Consider the following 13,807-nt stretch of genomic DNA (forward strand, 5'->3'; position numbering starts at 1 on the left):
GGCACGGAGATAAAAATCATACGGTGAGGTTCTCTGGCCGCCGCCGCGTCGCCAATTCAATTTCTGTTTGAAGCATCTTTGGCTCAATGGCCGACACAACGGCGAGCGTTACTTCGTCCTGAAGAGCAAAAACGTCGGTCAGGTCACGCTCAAACCTGTCCACCCAGATGTGCGCGCCTGTAACCGCATCGATCAACTGCCCTGTGATGCGAACTTTCCCCGACGCCTTCCGCACAGACCCCTCGAGGACATAGCGCACGCCGAGCCTTCGCCCGACTTCCTTGATATCGACCGCTCGCCCCTTGAAGGTGAAGCTCGAATTGCGCGCGATCACGAACAGCGACTTGAAGCGCGACAGCGCGGTGATGATCTCCTCGACCATTCCGTCCGCAAAGTATTCCTGTTCGGGATCGCCGCTCATGTTCTCGAACGGCAGTACGGCGATGGAAGGCTTGTCCGGGTGTGGCGGGGCCGCACTCAGCCCCTCTGTCAGCGCCCCTGGCGCTCCGGCGCGGACAGCGTAGGCGCGGACCGGCTTGGAGATGTTCTTGAGCTGCTGCTCGCCACGATCCTCGAAGCCAGCGTCCAGCTTGCCCTCGACTTCGTTGTAGACCTTGTCGGAAATCAGGATACCGCCCGGATCGGCGATCCCCTCCAGCCGAACAGCAATGTTGATCCCGTCGCCGTAAAGGTCGTCGTCCTGTCCAACGATCACGTCACCAAGGTTGAGCCCGATGCGTAGCTTGAATGGACCGCTACCCTCGGCGAGATGATCCTGTATCTCAACCGCGCATCTCATGGCGGCGAGGGGACTGGCGAACTCGGCGAGTGCGCCATCACCCGTTGTCTTGATTAGACGGCCTTCGTGGCGGGAGAGGCTCGGCTCGATCAGTTCTCGCTTGAGCCGCTCGAACTCGGCATAGGTAGCTTCCTCAGCGCGTTGCATCAACGCAGAGTAACCGACCACGTCGGCAGCCAAAATCGCCGCTAATCGCCTTTGAACCCGCTGCTCCGTCACAGCGCTCTCCGAACGGCCAGCCAAAAATTCGTCGCTGGGGCCAGGAGGAGCCTAGCACTTTGTTGCGGACCTGTGAGCGGTAATCGCGGGAGGGCCCTGTTGCCCCGAGGCGGCATTTGCTGTTGCACGGCGGCAGTAAGCGTACGGCAACTCGGAAGGTCCGAGTTGGGTCACGACCGGTAAGGCTTGGATCGAGCACGTGAGTTCTGCTTCGCATCCGAAAGCGGACATCTCGCCTCAATGAGTACACGCCCTCTGGAAGTACAACGCCAATCGGCTTGAATTTCGTGCAAACCTGGAGCTGCAGTGGCGGGAGTTCTCTCTGAAATCTCGCTCTGTATGCCGAGACCCAGTGCCGACCTCTACCGAAATCCATGAACATCTCAGAGCTGCAACACGCATAGACACAACCAGGTCTGTCGGCGAGCCTGCACTGGTTGTGCGACGCGCTCAATCCCGCGACATCTTCTCGAACTTCTTCACCAGCCGTTCCCGCTTCAGCCGCGACAGCCGCTGGATCCAGAACATGCCGTCGAGCTGGTCGATCTCGTGCTGGTGACAAACGGCGCGTAAGCCATCCGACTCCTCGCTGTGCATGTTGCCGTCGAGATCCCAGTAGCTGATCCGCACCCCCGCGTGGCGCTGGACCTCGTCGTTGACGCCGGGCATCGAGACGCTGCCTTCCTTGTGCAGGATCATCTCGGGCGAAGCCCACTCGATCTCCGGATTGACGTAGGTTTGCGGGCCCGCCTTGGCGTCGAGCTCGAGCACGACGACGCGCAAGGGCACGCCGATATGCGGCGCCGTGATGCCGATGCCGGGCGCGGCGCGCATGGTGTCGAGCAGGTCGGCTGCAAGCTCGCGCAACGCGCCGTCGAATGCGGTGACGGGATGGGCCGGCGTCGCGAGCCGGCGATCGGGATAGCGGAGGAGGGGACGAATGGTCATGCAGGCTCCCTACCACTCACGGATGGTTGAAGCATCCCGTTCTTGACTGCCTACCAACTGGAAGGTAGTTAATCCGCCATGACCAACGTTTCCTCGACGGCCGACGACATCCTGGCCTGCGCGCGCACCCTGATCATCGCGGGCGGCTATAACGGCTTCAGCTATGCCGACGTGGCCGAAATCGTCGGTATCCGCAAGCCGAGCATCCACCACCATTTCGCCAGCAAGGTCGATCTGGTCCGAACCCTCGTGTCGCGCTATCGCGCGGAAGCCGAGGCGGGACTGTCCGCGCTCGAACGCAATGTCGCGGACCCCCGCGACCAGCTCAAAAGCTATGTCGGGTATTGGGAGGCGTGCATCAATGATGCGACGGCGCCCTTCTGTGTGTGTGCGCTGCTTGCCTGCGAGCTTCCGATCCTGCCGGAGGAGGTGGCGCTTGAAGTCCGCGCGCATTTCCGTTCGCTGGCGTCGTGGCTGACCTCGGTGATGGAGCGCGGCAAGCGGAAGGGGCAGCTGCATCTCTCCAGCGCAGCGAAGATCGAGGCTGAAGGCTTCATGGCGACCGTTCACGGCGCGATGCTGTCGGCGCGTGCCTATGGCGACCCAAAGATGTTCGGTGTGATCACCGGGCCGCTGCTGGATCGGTTGTCCGCCAGGCACTGAAACATTTCGACGAGACGACAACGACACGCCCGCAGGCACGCTGGGGGCGGAGGGCGACTTGTTGCGCGTAAGACTACCAACTAGTAGGTAAAGGAGAGAGTGCAGTGACGCATCATCAATTGGATCTTGTTCGGGCCGACCGCGAGCAATGGCTGAAGGTCTACTACTTCATTCGGGCGGCGTTCTCCGTCGCCTGGGTCGTTGCTGCGTTTGCCGTCGGGCCGTCATCTGCGGCGATCGCCGGAGCCTTGCTCGTGCTCTATCCGGCATGGGACGCCGCGGCCAACTTGGTCGACGCGTTGCGCAGTGGCGGGCTCGCTCAAAATCGCACGCAGGCGCTGAACGTTCTGGTCAGCCTGGTGACCACTGTCGCGGTCCTCGTCGCCTTGCAGATGAGCATGAACGGGGTGCTCGGCGTCTTCGGGGCCTGGGCGATCCTGTCCGGATTGCTCCAGCTGGGGACCGCGATTCGCCGCTGGAGAAGTTTTGGCGCGCAGTGGGCCATGGTGCTCAGCGGCGGCCAGTCGGCTCTGGCCGGTGGCTTCTTCATCTTTCAGGCCACGACGCCGATGTCTCCAACGATCGCGAATGTCGCGGGCTACGCTGCGGTCGGCGCGATCTACTTCCTGGTTTCGGCGGTATGGCTGGCCGTGACCGAGTGGCGGCGTGGCGTCGCCATTTGAGGCGTCGCCGCTGCCGTTCATTCGTGCGGATAGGGCGTGCCGTCCTTGTGCAGGAACCGGCCGCTGGAAGCCGGGCTCATCATGTCGACGTCGGAGCAGGTGATGAGGTCATCGGTCGAGCGCGAGCCGACTTCGAGGTAGACGGCCGTCGCATCGGACCGGTTGATCATGTGATGGCCGTTGCCGCTTCCCTTCGGGAAGGCGGCGCAGTCGCCGGCGCTCAGCACGGTTTCGCCCTCGTCCTCGACAAGCGTCAGCTCGCCTTCGAGCACATAGACGAACTCGTCCTCATGCGAATGCCAGTGCCGCTGGCTCGACCAGCTGCCTGGCGGCAGACGCATCAGGTTGACGCCGAAATCCTTAAGCTTTCCGGCATTGCCCAGCCGTTGCCGGATGCGCTCGGCGCAGGGCGCGCCGAGCGGCGCGGGGTAACCGGAGCCTTTCCGGGCCGGCACGGTGGCGATATCAATCTTTGGCATGCAGCCATTCCCTCCGAAGTCGGAGCATTGACCGCGCACCGTATCGGTGGCGTGCGCCAGATCGGCGGCGTCCGGAGTGTGATGAGATCGCGTTGGCGGGATGATGACATTGTGCCGGTGTTTTGCCCGACGTGTCAAACGCGCCCCTCGCGTTGCGGGTCGTTGGTAAGTCCTTGATCCGGCAGCGGCCGGCTACTGTGCATGGGGTTGTTTTCGGGATTTTTGTTTGGCGGCGCCAAAAAAATCTGGTGTCCTCGATGCCGTTGTCGGCAGGCGCAGTTCTCATTCGTCTTCCACCCAGACAGACCTGACGGGAGACCCAAATGAACGCTTCCTCCTATCGCTGGGTGATCGTTGCCGCCGGCGGATTGCTCGGCTGCGTCGCGATCGGCGGCATGTTTTCGCTGCCGGTGTTCCTCCAGCCGATCGCCAAGGACACCGGCTGGTCGGTGACCGGCATTTCCAGCGCGATGACGATCGGCTTCCTGGCAATGGCCTTCACCAGCATGGCCTGGGGCACGGCCACCGACAGATTCGGGCCGCTGCCGGTGGTGCTGACGGGATCGATAGTGCTGTCGCTCAGCCTGTTCGCCGCAAGTCATGCGACTTCGCTGCTGGCGTTCCAGTTCATGTTCGGCCTTCTGGTCGGTGCCTCCTGCGCGGCGATCTTCGCGCCGATGATGGCGACCGTCACCGGCTGGTTCGACACCCATCGCAGCCTGGCGGTGTCGCTGGTGTCGGCCGGCATGGGCATGGCGCCGATGACGATGGCGCCGCTCGCGGCCTGGCTCGTCTCCGGCCACGACTGGCGCACCTCGATGCAGATCGTGGCGCTGGTGGTCGGCGCCATCATGATCCCGGTCTCGTTCCTGGTACGACGCCCGCCCGCGCTCGCGCATGCCGTCGCCGCGCCTGCGGGCGAGAGCGCGTCGCAAGGGGAGATGTCGCTGGGCGAGGCGCTGCGCTCGCCGCAATTCATGATCCTGCTCGCAACCAACTTTTTCTGCTGCGCCACCCATTCCGGCCCGATCATCCACACCGTCAGCTATGCCGTGAGCTGCGGCATCCCGCTGATCGCGGCGGTGACGATCTACAGCATCGAGGGTTTTGCCGGCATGGGCGGCCGTATCGCCTTCGGGCTGCTCGGCGATCGTTTCGGCGCCAAGAGGGTGCTGGTGACGGGGTTGCTGTTGCAGTCGTTCGGCGCGCTCGCCTATGTCTTCGCGCAGCAGCTCGCGACGTTCTACGCGGTCGGCGCCGTCTTCGGCTTCATCTATGCCGGCACCATGCCGCTCTACGCCGTGCTGGTGCGCGAAAACTTTCCGCTGCGCATGATGGGCACGGTGATCGGCGGCACGGCGATGGCCGGCAGCCTCGGCATGGCGACCGGCCCGCTCGCCGGCGGCCTGATCTACGACGCGTTCTCCAGCTACGCCTGGCTCTATATCGCCTCCTGGGCGATGGGCCTCGGCGCCTTCCTGATGGCGATGAATTTCAGGCCATTCGCGAAGCCGCAAGGCGAGGCCGCGGTGGCGGCGGCGTGACGAGGTCTATGACTGGATGAGCTTTTCGAAAAAGAGATCCGGGTAGGGATCATCGTTGAAGCGGGGGATCTCGCGCCAGCCCGTGGTGCGGTAGAGCTGGCCGGCTTCGGCGAGCGCGCTGTTGGTGTCGAGCCGCAGCAGCGTGATGCCGAGGTCACGTGCGGCGTTCTCGGCCGCGTCCATCAGGCGCCGGCCGAGCCGCAATCCGCGCGCTGCGGGGGCAACCCAGAGACGCTTGATCTCGGCATAGCCGTGATCCGTTCCCTTCAATCCGACGCAGCCGATCGGCAGCGTGTCGGACATCGCGACGATGAAGGTGCCGCGTGGCCGGCGCATGTCCTTGGCGTCAGGATCGCGCGACAGCGAGACGTCAAAACCCTGCTTGAAGCGGCGGCCGAGCTCGGAATAGTACTCGCGCAGGCAATAACGTGCTGCTTCGCTCCGCGGATCCATCTCCTCCAGCGCGACGCGCTCGCGCGTCAACGCCGAGGCGATCAGGTCCATCGCCGCCAGCAGCGCCTCGCGCTGCGAATGTTGCGCCAGGAAGCCTTCGGCCTGTGTATTGGATAGCGCCTCGTAGGCCGCGAACTCGCGCCGTCCCGCACGCGTCAACGTCGCGACACGGCGGCGCGCATCGTCCTCATGCGTCGTGGTCTCGACCAGCCCTTCGTCCTCGAGGCTGCGGAGCAGCCGGCTCATCAATCCGGAATCGAGTCCGAGATAGTCGCGGATCTCCGCCACGTCCGAGCGGCCATGTCCGATTGCGTTGAGCACCCGCGCCGCCCCGAGCGGCCGGCCGCGCCCGAGGAACGAGGTGTCGAGCGCGCCGACGGCGGAGGTCACGGCGCGATTGAAGCGGCGGACGCGAGAGACGGGATCGAGCATGATACCTGACTTTAGTCAGATATTTTGTGCGGGTCAATCGAGACGGCCGGTCTCACTTCACCAGCGTCAGCAGCGGCTTGTCCTTGGCGACGATATAGGTCGCAAGCTCGCTCGCGGTGTCCTGGCCGACGTTCTTCGCCGCATGAACCGCTCCCGCTGGAATGAACAGCACGTCGCCTGCCCTAAGCGTCACCGGGGGCTTGCCCTCGACGTCGTATTCGATGGCGCCTGTCAGCACATAGATAATCTCCTCGCCCGGATGCGTGTGCCGGCCGAACGCAACTCCGGGCGCGAGGTCGACGCGGACCTGGACCGCCTCGCGACCGGGTGCATTGAGATCATGGCGCTGGAGGTCGGTGCGCGTGACGCCGGCCGGCTGGGCTGCCGCCGGCAGGGTGAGAAGGTTGGTGGCAAGCACGGCAGCGCTCGCAAGCACGCGTAGGGTTCGTAATGGATAGGGGCTCATGGTCGGCTCCTGATTGTTCGCTTGATGGCGGGTCAGACGAGGGTGGTGGTCACCTCGATGTTGCCGTGGACGGCCTTGGAGTAGGGGCAGATGCCGTGCGCCGCCTCGATCAACTCCTGGGCGACGGAGCGATCGACGCCGGGAACGCTGACGTCGAGACGGGCCCGCAGAAAGAAGGCGCCATTGGCGTTGCTCAGGTCGATCGTTGTGTCGACCGACGGCTCGCTCGGCAGCTTGACCTTGCGTTGGGCGGCGGCGAGGCCGAGCGCGCCGAGGTAGCAGGCCGACCAGGCGGCGGCGAACAGGTTTTCGGCGGCCGGGTGCGGCTGGGCCAGCTTGATATCGAGAGAGCCGTCGTTCGCGTGCGCGGCGCCGTCGGGGCCGGAGGTGACGTGGGTCTTGCCGGTGAAGAGAAGCTTTGCAGCGGTGGTCATCGCGGATCCTTTCGGGCTCGATTTAAATCGTATCCGATCTAATCGGATGCGGTTTGAAATAAACCCGACGCTCTGTCCGGTCAAGCTCTTCCGATTTAATCGGATGCGATTTATATTGACGCGGAGATCACGAATTGCGGAGGTTCACGTGTCCCGTCCCGCCAAAGCCGCCGGCAAAGGCCGAAAACTGTCGAATTTCCTGTGCTTTGCCGTCTATTCGGCCAATCTGGCCTTCGGCCGCGCTTACAAGCCCCTGCTCGACAAGGTGGGGCTGACCTACACCCAGTACATCGCCATGGTAGCGCTGTCGGACGAGGACGAGCAGACCGTCAGCGCGCTCGGCGACAAGCTGTTTCTGGAATCCAACACGCTGACGCCGATCCTGAAGAAGCTCGAGCAGATCGGTTACATCAAGCGCCACCGCGATCCCGCCGACGAGCGGCAGGTGCGGGTGAGCCTGACGCCGGGCGGCCGAAAGCTGATCGAACAGGATCTCGGCAACTCCGTGATCGAGGCAACTGGCCTCGGCGACGAATTCCCGGTGGTGCAGAAGACGGTGAGCCGGCTGCGCGACAATCTGCTGAGTGCGACCCAGGCGGACGCAGAGAAGAAACGCTGAGCGGGCAGCGCCGTCCCGCTGGGAAAGTCGGAGGCGGCGTCCGCCTCCGATACAAGCACGAAGGAAAAGCGGGCGGCTCTAGTTGCAGACCGTGCGCGGAATCATCCAAGTCGCAAAAGTCTGCCAGAACCCGTCTTCGCGACGGCGCTGGTAAGCGACGAAGTCGGCGTCATCATCATCATGCACGAGTTCATAGCGATAAGTGTTGGCTGCAGTGGTGTTGGGCTTGCTCATGGAGCACTCCATCTCGAATGGGCTTTGCTTCGAGTTAGGTGCGGTGCAGCAAAAGTCCAATGGGAGTATGATGATCAGCGCATCACGTTGTGGAGAGTACTCAGTCCAGCCCGAGCGCCTTGCGCGATTTGCGCGTGAGCTTTGCGACGATCAGGGCATGGGCCTGCGCCAGATAGGCGGTGAGTTCCGCATCGGGAAGTGCGTTGTTGCTGGCGAGCTGCACCCATTTGGCGCGCGCCAGATACGGCGCCGGTCGTGCCACGCCATGCTCGATCAGCATCGCATAGGCCATGTCCGAGACCTTGAACATGTAGCCGCCGGAGCCCGCGGCAAAGCCGCCGCCGAGCGCGAACATCTTGCCGCCGACCTTGAACACGGAGGTGCCTTCCCACTGCACCACCTTGGTGGCCGCGGGCAGGCGCAAACAGCGGGCTTCGAATGTCTTGGGTGTCATGCGCTCGCACTTGAGACGAAAGGCCCGCCGTTATGGCAACATGCGTCTTCCAACCAGGGATGAATTGCCATGTCGCGCGTTTCGATCAAGACCAGGGACGATCTGCCGGAGGCGCTGAGGCCGCTGTGGGACAAGATGACGACCTACGGCGCGTTCGAGAACCAGGCCGGTGTCATGGCCCACCGCCTGCCGATCTTCAAGCATATGTGGTCGCTGCTGGTCGATCTTGCTGAAGAAGGCAATGTCTCGAAGCGCCATCTGGAGCTCGCGCTGGTCACGGTCTCGCTGCTCAACAAATGCGACTATTGCGTCTCGCACCACGCACCAAAGCTGGCGGTGCAGGGCGTGTCTGAGGAGGGCGCCGCGCGCCTCGTCGATTACAAGGACCATCCCGAGCTCGATGAGCTCGACAAGCTCGTCGTCGAATATTCCATCGCCGTCACCAACAACTGGAACAAGACCCGCGACGAGATATTCGCCCGCCTGCGCGCGCATTTCTCCGAAGCCCAGATCGTCGAGCTGACCTGGCGCATCGCGCTCTGCGGTGCCTTCAACCGCTTCAACGACATCCTTCAGCTCGAGGTCGAGCAGGGCGTTCCCCACAGCGAAGCCGCGGAGTAATCGGCCCCCGGCGGTGCTGGTCCCCCGAGCCGGGACCGGCGCCAAGGCGCCCGATCACAGATTTGTGGGTTGTGGACTTTCTATCGCAAATTATATCGTAAGATATGTTTTACAAAAGGACGTACGATATGCACCACGGACGAGACCACAAAGACTTCCATTTTGGGCATTTCGCCCATTTCGTCATGGGCCGGCACGGCGGCGGACGGCGCTTCGGCCGCGGCGGGCATGGCTTCTTCGGGCGCGGCCCGGGGGGCGATTTCCCCGGCGCAAGGCGGCTGTCCTCGCAGGACCTCCAACTCGTGATCCTGGCGTTGCTCGCCGAAAAGCCGGCTCATGGATACGAGCTGATCAAGATTATCGAGGAGCGGTCCGACGGCTTCTACACGCCGAGCCCGGGCGTGATTTATCCGGCGCTGACTTATCTCGAAGAGGTCGGCCACAGCAGTGTCGAGCAGGATGGCGGTCGAAAGCTCTACAGCATCACGCCGCAGGGCGAGGCGCATCTCGCCGAGAACCGCGCCACTGCGGACGCGATCCTGCAAGCGCTGTCGCGGATCGGTCGCCGCATGGACGAGGTGCGCGAGGCCTTTGCCGGCGTCAGCGATCTCGATGCCGACGCCTCCGACGAATTGCACCGTGCCCGCCACAACCTCAAACGCGCGCTGCGTTCCAGGGATGGCAGCGACTCCGCCGAGGCGCGCCGCATCGCGGCGATCCTGGATCGTGCCGCAGCGGAAATCCTCGGCAAATAACTGAGGCGAGGCAACACATGAATGATCGGCCCCACAGCCCGATTCAAGACCCACGCGTCAACGCCGTCCTCGCGCGCCTCCAAGGCGCGCGGCAGCGGCCGGCCGGCGGCGGGCCGCGCGGCTCCTTCAACAGCCGTGATCCCCACGCCTATGCCGAGCAGGGCTTTTCGATTCATTCCGAGCAGGGCGAACTGATCTACCTGCTGTGCCGTGGCTTGCGTGCTACGCGCGTGGCCGAGTTCGCCACCTCGGTCGGCATGTCCACGCTCTATTTCGCGGCCGCTATCCGCGACAATGGCGGCGGCACCGTGATCGGCTCGGAGATCGTGCCGGCCAAGGTCGAGACCGCCAAACGCAATCTCGCCGAGGCCGGCCTTGCCGACTATGCCGAGATCCGCGAGGGCGATGCGCGAAAAACCTTGCGCGATCTCGGCGGTCCCGTCGACTTCGTTCTGATCGACGGCTGGCCGGGTGAGAGCGGTCCCTCGCTGGCGCGCGAGGTGATCGGGATCGTCGCGCCGCAGCTTCGCGTCGGCGGCTACGTCATGAACGACAATGCCGAGCCCGACTATCTCGCCTTCATCCGCGATCCCGACAACGGCTTCGTATCGATGACGCTGCCGCTCAAGGGCGGCACCGAGCTCAGCCTCAAGGTGAGGTAGCGGCGTCGCTTGCGCGATAGGCGTCGGGAACCACGAACACCTCGTCGGCGCGGCCATAACCGCCATCAGGCACTTCCTCGATCAGCACCATGGTGTGCGTCCGCGCCGCTTCGCCGAAATAGTGCGCGAACAGCGCGGTGAGGTTGTGCACGATCTCCGCCTTCTGCGCCCGCGATAAGGCGGCCTGAGGGATCTTGATATTTGCGAAAGGCATGATGGGTCTCTCCGTGTGATGGGGTGTGGTTGCTCCTGTTCGAGAATGCCCGATCGCCGCGACCGGATAATCGCGAAAAACTTGTCATCACTTGTCGGCTGTGGTGAACAATCGGCCATGGACCGATTTGACGCCATGCGCCTGTTCGTCCGCCTCGTCGAACGGCAGAGCTTTACGGCGGCGGCTGCCGATCTCGGCATTCCCCGCTCGACGGCGAGCGAGGTTTTGCGCGGGCTCGAGGCGCGGCTGGGCGCGCGCCTGCTCGAACGCACGACACGGCATGTCACGCCGACGCTCGATGGCGAGGACTATTACCGCCGCTGCGTCGCCATCCTCGCGGAGGTCGAGGAAGCCGAAACCACGATGCGCGATGCGCGACCGCGTGGCTTGCTGCGTATCGACGCACATCCTTTGCTGACCCGCACTTTCATCTTGCCGCACCTGCCGGAATTCCTGGCGCGCCATCCGCAGCTCGACTTGCAGATCGGGCAGGGCGACCGGCTGGTCGATCTCGTGCGCGAGGGCATCGATTGCGCGATCCGGTCGGGCGAGCCCGAGGACAGCGGGATGATTTTGCGGCGCCTTGGCACGGTCGAGGAAATCACGGTGGCGAGCCCGGGCTATCTCGCCAGCCACGGCATGCCCGCGACGCCTGATACGCTCGACGGCCATCAGATGGTCGCGTTCATCTCCTCGCGCACCGGCGATGTTTTGCCGCTGGAGTTTTCTATCGCCGGCGGGCTGCGCAATGTCGTGCTACCAAGCAGGGTTCGCGTCAATAATTCCGACACCATGGCCGATCTCGCGCGGCTCGGCTTCGGCCTGACGCAGGCGCCCCGCTATCGCTTCGCGGCGGATCTCGCCAGCGGTGCGCTGGTCGAGGTGCTGGCCGGCTATCCGCCGTCGCCGACGCCGCTCTCCGCGCTCTATCCGCAAAACCGCCAGCTCGCGCTCCGCCTGCGCGTCTTCCTCGACTGGATATCAGGCATCTTTGCCGAGGCGAAGCTGTAGAGCTTCGTAGCCCGGCAGGCAAAAGACACCCGAACAGTCGGTCAATCCACTCTACCGGAATTCGGAAACGGCGTCGTTGCGAACGCAGCGGATCAATCCAGAGATATCCGCGGAAAGAGTCTGGATTTCTTCGCTGCGATCGTATTGACGATGTTGGAACAATCGCCCGCCTCTTTGTGAGTTGTGCCTGCGCCACGAGCCGCTACCATGTGACCGCTCCCGACCACGGGACGCACAGCGAGCGGAGGCGACATGAGCGGGCAGGAACGCAAGGCAAAAGGATCGGACCTGTTTGTCGCGGCGCTGGAGAACGAGGGCGTCGATCGCATCTTCGGTATCCCCGGAGAGGAAAATCTCGACCTGGTCGAATCACTGCGCACCTCCAAAATCGAGCTGGTCCTGACCCGTCACGAGCAGGCGGCGGCCTTCATGGCTGCCACGCATGGTCGGCTCACCGGCAAGCCGGGAGTGTGTCTCTCGACGCTCGGCCCGGGCGCGCTCAACCTGTCCACGGGCGCCGCCTATGCCCATCTCGGCGCGATGCCGATGATTTTGATCACCGGCCAGAAGCCGATCATGAGCAGCCGGCAGGCGCGCTTTCAGATCGTGGACGTAGTTGCGACCATGAAGCCGCTGACGAAGCTCTCTCGGCAGATCATCAGCGCCTCCAGCATTCCGACCGTGGTGCGCGATGCCTTTCGCGTGGCGATGGAGGAACGGCCGGGGCCGGTGCATCTCGAACTGCCCGAGGACATCGCGGGCGATGAAGTGCCGGCCGTCCCCGTGATCCCTGTCCATCCGATCGAAATTCCGGTCGCCCATCGCGCCGCGCTCGACCGCGCGGCCGAGATGATCCTCGCCGCAAGGCGTCCATTGGTGATGATGGGAGCTGCGACCAGCCGGCCGCGCTCGACCCACGGCATCGCCAGCTTCGTGCGGCGAACCGGCATTCCGTTTTTCACGACACAGATGGGGAAGGGCACGGTGCCCGGCGGCACCAATCTCTACATGGGCACGGCGGCGCTATCCGAGCGCGACTACGTCCATGACGCGATCGACGCAGCCGATCTGATCGTGGCGATCGGCCATGACCCGATCGAGAAGCCGCCCTTCATCATGGGGCCGTCGGGACCGAAGGTCATTCACGTCAGCTACACGCCGGCGAGCGTCGAGCTGGTCTATTTCCCCGATGCCGAGGTCGTCGGCGACGTCGGCCCGAGCCTGGAGCTGCTCGCCGACCGGCTCGAAGGCAAGCTGCCGCAGGCGGCGGCGCTGTTGCCGTTGCGCGAGGGGATCCTCACGCACATCGCCGACCGCGCCACCGAGGCGCGCTGGCCGCCGACACCGCAGCGCATCGTGCACGACATCCGCCAGGTGATCCCGGAGAATGGCATCGTCGCGCTCGACAACGGCATGTACAAGATCTGGTTCGCGCGCAACTACCGAACCCGCGTCGCCAACACGTTGCTGCTCGACAATGCGCTCGCGACGATGGGCGCCGGTCTGCCGTCGGCCATGATGGCCGCGATGCTCTATCCCGAGCGCCGCGTGCTCGCGGTTGCCGGCGACGGCGGCTTCATGATGAACAGCCAGGAGATGGAGACCGCCGTCCGCCTCAAGCTCAACCTGGTCGTGCTGGTGCTCGAGGACAACGCCTACGGCATGATCCGCTGGAAGCAGGCCGTCGATCATTTTGCAGATTACGGCATGACCTTTGGCAATCCCGATTTTGTCGCCTACGCGAAGGCCTATGGCGCCAAGGGCCATCGCATCGAGAGCATCAACAGCTTCGGCCCGACGCTCGATGCGGCCTTCAAGGAGGGCGGCGTGCATCTGGTCGTGATCCCGATCGACTATTCGGAGAATGTGCGCGTGCTGGTCGACGAGCTGCGCGCACATGAGAAGGCGAAGGCGTGATGTAATGGGGCGAAGCTGTCTCCACATCGTCATTGCGAGCGCAGCGAAGCAATCCAGACTGCCTCCGCAGAAAGACGCTGGATTGCTTCGCTGCGCTCGCAATGACGGAGCCTGTGGCGGGCGCCTCGCTCCAATATGACAACCGTACTTGTGTCGCGCACCCCGATCGCCGACACTCACAATCACAAAACCAACCACAG

General features: G+C 63.9%; 18 protein-coding genes. 9 read left to right on the forward strand and 9 right to left on the reverse strand.

What is annotated here, in order from left to right; genetic code table 11:
- Positions 1-16: 16 nt before the first annotated feature.
- Both IVB46_RS20505 and IVB46_RS20510 read right to left on the reverse strand, forming a co-directional pair.
- A complete protein-coding gene (locus IVB46_RS20505; RefSeq protein ID WP_247343363.1) occupies positions 17-1,018 on the reverse strand; it encodes an adenylate/guanylate cyclase domain-containing protein in 1,002 nt (333 codons plus the stop codon).
- A gap of 450 nt (positions 1,019-1,468) precedes the next feature.
- A complete protein-coding gene (locus tag IVB46_RS20510; RefSeq protein WP_247312203.1) occupies positions 1,469-1,966 on the reverse strand; it encodes a peptide deformylase in 498 nt (165 codons plus the stop codon).
- Between the two features lie 78 nt (positions 1,967-2,044).
- On the opposite strand from IVB46_RS20510, the gene IVB46_RS20515 reads away from it, so the two are divergent.
- Together IVB46_RS20515 and IVB46_RS20520 are read left to right on the forward strand one after the other, a co-directional pair.
- Positions 2,045-2,629: a TetR/AcrR family transcriptional regulator gene (locus tag IVB46_RS20515; RefSeq protein ID WP_247312206.1), complete on the forward strand. Its 585-nt coding sequence runs from the start codon at positions 2,045-2,047 to the stop codon at positions 2,627-2,629.
- A gap of 104 nt (positions 2,630-2,733) precedes the next feature.
- On the forward strand, positions 2,734-3,312 hold the full coding sequence (locus IVB46_RS20520) for a DUF308 domain-containing protein (protein ID WP_247312210.1): 579 nt from the start codon (positions 2,734-2,736) through the stop codon (positions 3,310-3,312).
- A gap of 17 nt (positions 3,313-3,329) precedes the next feature.
- On the opposite strand, the gene IVB46_RS20525 is transcribed toward IVB46_RS20520, so the two are convergent.
- Complete coding sequence (locus tag IVB46_RS20525) at positions 3,330-3,791, reverse strand: cupin domain-containing protein (protein ID WP_247312213.1); 462 nt, start codon at positions 3,789-3,791, stop codon at positions 3,330-3,332.
- Positions 3,792-4,114: 323 nt separating this feature from the next.
- Here IVB46_RS20525 and IVB46_RS20530 point away from each other — a divergent pair, with 323 nt between their 5' ends.
- Positions 4,115-5,335, forward strand: a complete 1,221-nt coding sequence (locus IVB46_RS20530) for an MFS transporter (protein WP_247312216.1) — start codon at positions 4,115-4,117, stop codon at positions 5,333-5,335.
- Positions 5,336-5,341: 6 nt separating this feature from the next.
- Here IVB46_RS20530 and IVB46_RS20535 read toward each other — a convergent pair whose 3' ends face one another.
- From IVB46_RS20535 to IVB46_RS20545, 3 genes are read right to left on the reverse strand one after another with little or no spacing between them, the layout of a single operon-like run.
- A complete protein-coding gene (locus tag IVB46_RS20535; protein ID WP_247312218.1) occupies positions 5,342-6,220 on the reverse strand; it encodes a bifunctional helix-turn-helix transcriptional regulator/GNAT family N-acetyltransferase in 879 nt (292 codons plus the stop codon).
- A 52-nt stretch (positions 6,221-6,272) separates the two neighbouring features.
- Complete coding sequence (locus IVB46_RS20540; RefSeq protein ID WP_247312221.1) at positions 6,273-6,686, reverse strand: cupin domain-containing protein; 414 nt, start codon at positions 6,684-6,686, stop codon at positions 6,273-6,275.
- A 32-nt stretch (positions 6,687-6,718) separates the two neighbouring features.
- The gene (locus IVB46_RS20545; RefSeq protein ID WP_247312224.1) at positions 6,719-7,120 is read right to left on the reverse strand and encodes an Ohr family peroxiredoxin; all 402 of its coding nucleotides are present in this window, start codon (positions 7,118-7,120) and stop codon (positions 6,719-6,721) included.
- Positions 7,121-7,268: 148 nt separating this feature from the next.
- Between IVB46_RS20545 and IVB46_RS20550 the strand changes: the two genes are divergently transcribed.
- A complete protein-coding gene (locus tag IVB46_RS20550) occupies positions 7,269-7,739 on the forward strand; it encodes a MarR family transcriptional regulator (protein WP_247312227.1) in 471 nt (156 codons plus the stop codon).
- A gap of 78 nt (positions 7,740-7,817) precedes the next feature.
- Here IVB46_RS20550 and IVB46_RS20555 read toward each other — a convergent pair whose 3' ends face one another.
- Positions 7,818-7,973 carry a hypothetical protein gene (locus IVB46_RS20555; protein ID WP_094184234.1) on the reverse strand — a complete coding sequence of 52 codons (156 nt, stop codon included), beginning with the start codon at positions 7,971-7,973 and terminating at the stop codon, positions 7,818-7,820.
- Between the two features lie 100 nt (positions 7,974-8,073).
- A complete protein-coding gene (locus tag IVB46_RS20560) occupies positions 8,074-8,427 on the reverse strand; it encodes an MmcQ/YjbR family DNA-binding protein (protein WP_014495871.1) in 354 nt (117 codons plus the stop codon).
- Between the two features lie 69 nt (positions 8,428-8,496).
- Here IVB46_RS20560 and IVB46_RS20565 point away from each other — a divergent pair, with 69 nt between their 5' ends.
- From IVB46_RS20565 to IVB46_RS20575, 3 genes are all read left to right on the forward strand, one after another.
- Positions 8,497-9,048, forward strand: coding sequence for a carboxymuconolactone decarboxylase family protein (locus IVB46_RS20565; protein ID WP_071914767.1), 552 nt, complete (start codon positions 8,497-8,499; stop codon positions 9,046-9,048).
- A gap of 128 nt (positions 9,049-9,176) precedes the next feature.
- Positions 9,177-9,803: a PadR family transcriptional regulator gene (locus IVB46_RS20570; protein ID WP_247312230.1), complete on the forward strand. Its 627-nt coding sequence runs from the start codon at positions 9,177-9,179 to the stop codon at positions 9,801-9,803.
- A 17-nt stretch (positions 9,804-9,820) separates the two neighbouring features.
- Complete coding sequence (locus tag IVB46_RS20575) at positions 9,821-10,465, forward strand: class I SAM-dependent methyltransferase (RefSeq protein ID WP_247312233.1); 645 nt, start codon at positions 9,821-9,823, stop codon at positions 10,463-10,465.
- On the opposite strand, the gene IVB46_RS20580 is transcribed toward IVB46_RS20575, so the two are convergent.
- Positions 10,452-10,679 (reverse strand): 4-oxalocrotonate tautomerase family protein, encoded by a 228-nt coding sequence (locus IVB46_RS20580; protein ID WP_014495867.1) that lies wholly within the window; start codon positions 10,677-10,679, stop codon positions 10,452-10,454. The genes IVB46_RS20575 and IVB46_RS20580 overlap by 14 nt on opposite strands.
- Positions 10,680-10,796: 117 nt before the next feature.
- Between IVB46_RS20580 and IVB46_RS20585 the strand changes: the two genes are divergently transcribed.
- Complete coding sequence (locus IVB46_RS20585; protein WP_247343366.1) at positions 10,797-11,690, forward strand: LysR family transcriptional regulator; 894 nt, start codon at positions 10,797-10,799, stop codon at positions 11,688-11,690.
- A gap of 252 nt (positions 11,691-11,942) precedes the next feature.
- Positions 11,943-13,607: an acetolactate synthase large subunit gene (locus tag IVB46_RS20590; protein ID WP_247311521.1), complete on the forward strand. Its 1,665-nt coding sequence runs from the start codon at positions 11,943-11,945 to the stop codon at positions 13,605-13,607.
- Positions 13,608-13,807: the final 200 nt, after the last annotated feature.

The organism is Bradyrhizobium sp. 61 (assembly GCF_023073075.1).
Lineage (GTDB): Bacteria > Pseudomonadota > Alphaproteobacteria > Rhizobiales > Xanthobacteraceae > Bradyrhizobium > Bradyrhizobium barranii.

Bases quoted from the DNA above. Each gene is read 5' to 3' on its own strand.
- IVB46_RS20510 (WP_247312203.1), bottom strand. From the start codon at position 1,966: ATGACCATTCGTCCCCTCCTCCGCTATCCCGATCGCCGGCTCGCGACG.
- IVB46_RS20515 (WP_247312206.1), top strand. From the start codon at position 2,045: ATGACCAACGTTTCCTCGACGGCCGACGACATCCTGGCCTGCGCGCGC.
- IVB46_RS20525 (WP_247312213.1), bottom strand. From the start codon at position 3,791: ATGCCAAAGATTGATATCGCCACCGTGCCGGCCCGGAAAGGCTCCGGT.
- IVB46_RS20530 (WP_247312216.1), top strand. From the start codon at position 4,115: ATGAACGCTTCCTCCTATCGCTGGGTGATCGTTGCCGCCGGCGGATTG.
- IVB46_RS20535 (WP_247312218.1), bottom strand. From the start codon at position 6,220: ATGCTCGATCCCGTCTCTCGCGTCCGCCGCTTCAATCGCGCCGTGACC.
- IVB46_RS20540 (WP_247312221.1), bottom strand. From the start codon at position 6,686: ATGAGCCCCTATCCATTACGAACCCTACGCGTGCTTGCGAGCGCTGCC.
- IVB46_RS20545 (WP_247312224.1), bottom strand. From the start codon at position 7,120: ATGACCACCGCTGCAAAGCTTCTCTTCACCGGCAAGACCCACGTCACC.
- IVB46_RS20555 (WP_094184234.1), bottom strand. From the start codon at position 7,973: ATGAGCAAGCCCAACACCACTGCAGCCAACACTTATCGCTATGAACTC.
- IVB46_RS20560 (WP_014495871.1), bottom strand. From the start codon at position 8,427: ATGACACCCAAGACATTCGAAGCCCGCTGTTTGCGCCTGCCCGCGGCC.
- IVB46_RS20565 (WP_071914767.1), top strand. From the start codon at position 8,497: ATGTCGCGCGTTTCGATCAAGACCAGGGACGATCTGCCGGAGGCGCTG.
- IVB46_RS20570 (WP_247312230.1), top strand. From the start codon at position 9,177: ATGCACCACGGACGAGACCACAAAGACTTCCATTTTGGGCATTTCGCC.
- IVB46_RS20575 (WP_247312233.1), top strand. From the start codon at position 9,821: ATGAATGATCGGCCCCACAGCCCGATTCAAGACCCACGCGTCAACGCC.
- IVB46_RS20580 (WP_014495867.1), bottom strand. From the start codon at position 10,679: ATGCCTTTCGCAAATATCAAGATCCCTCAGGCCGCCTTATCGCGGGCG.
- IVB46_RS20585 (WP_247343366.1), top strand. From the start codon at position 10,797: ATGGACCGATTTGACGCCATGCGCCTGTTCGTCCGCCTCGTCGAACGG.
- IVB46_RS20590 (WP_247311521.1), top strand. From the start codon at position 11,943: ATGAGCGGGCAGGAACGCAAGGCAAAAGGATCGGACCTGTTTGTCGCG.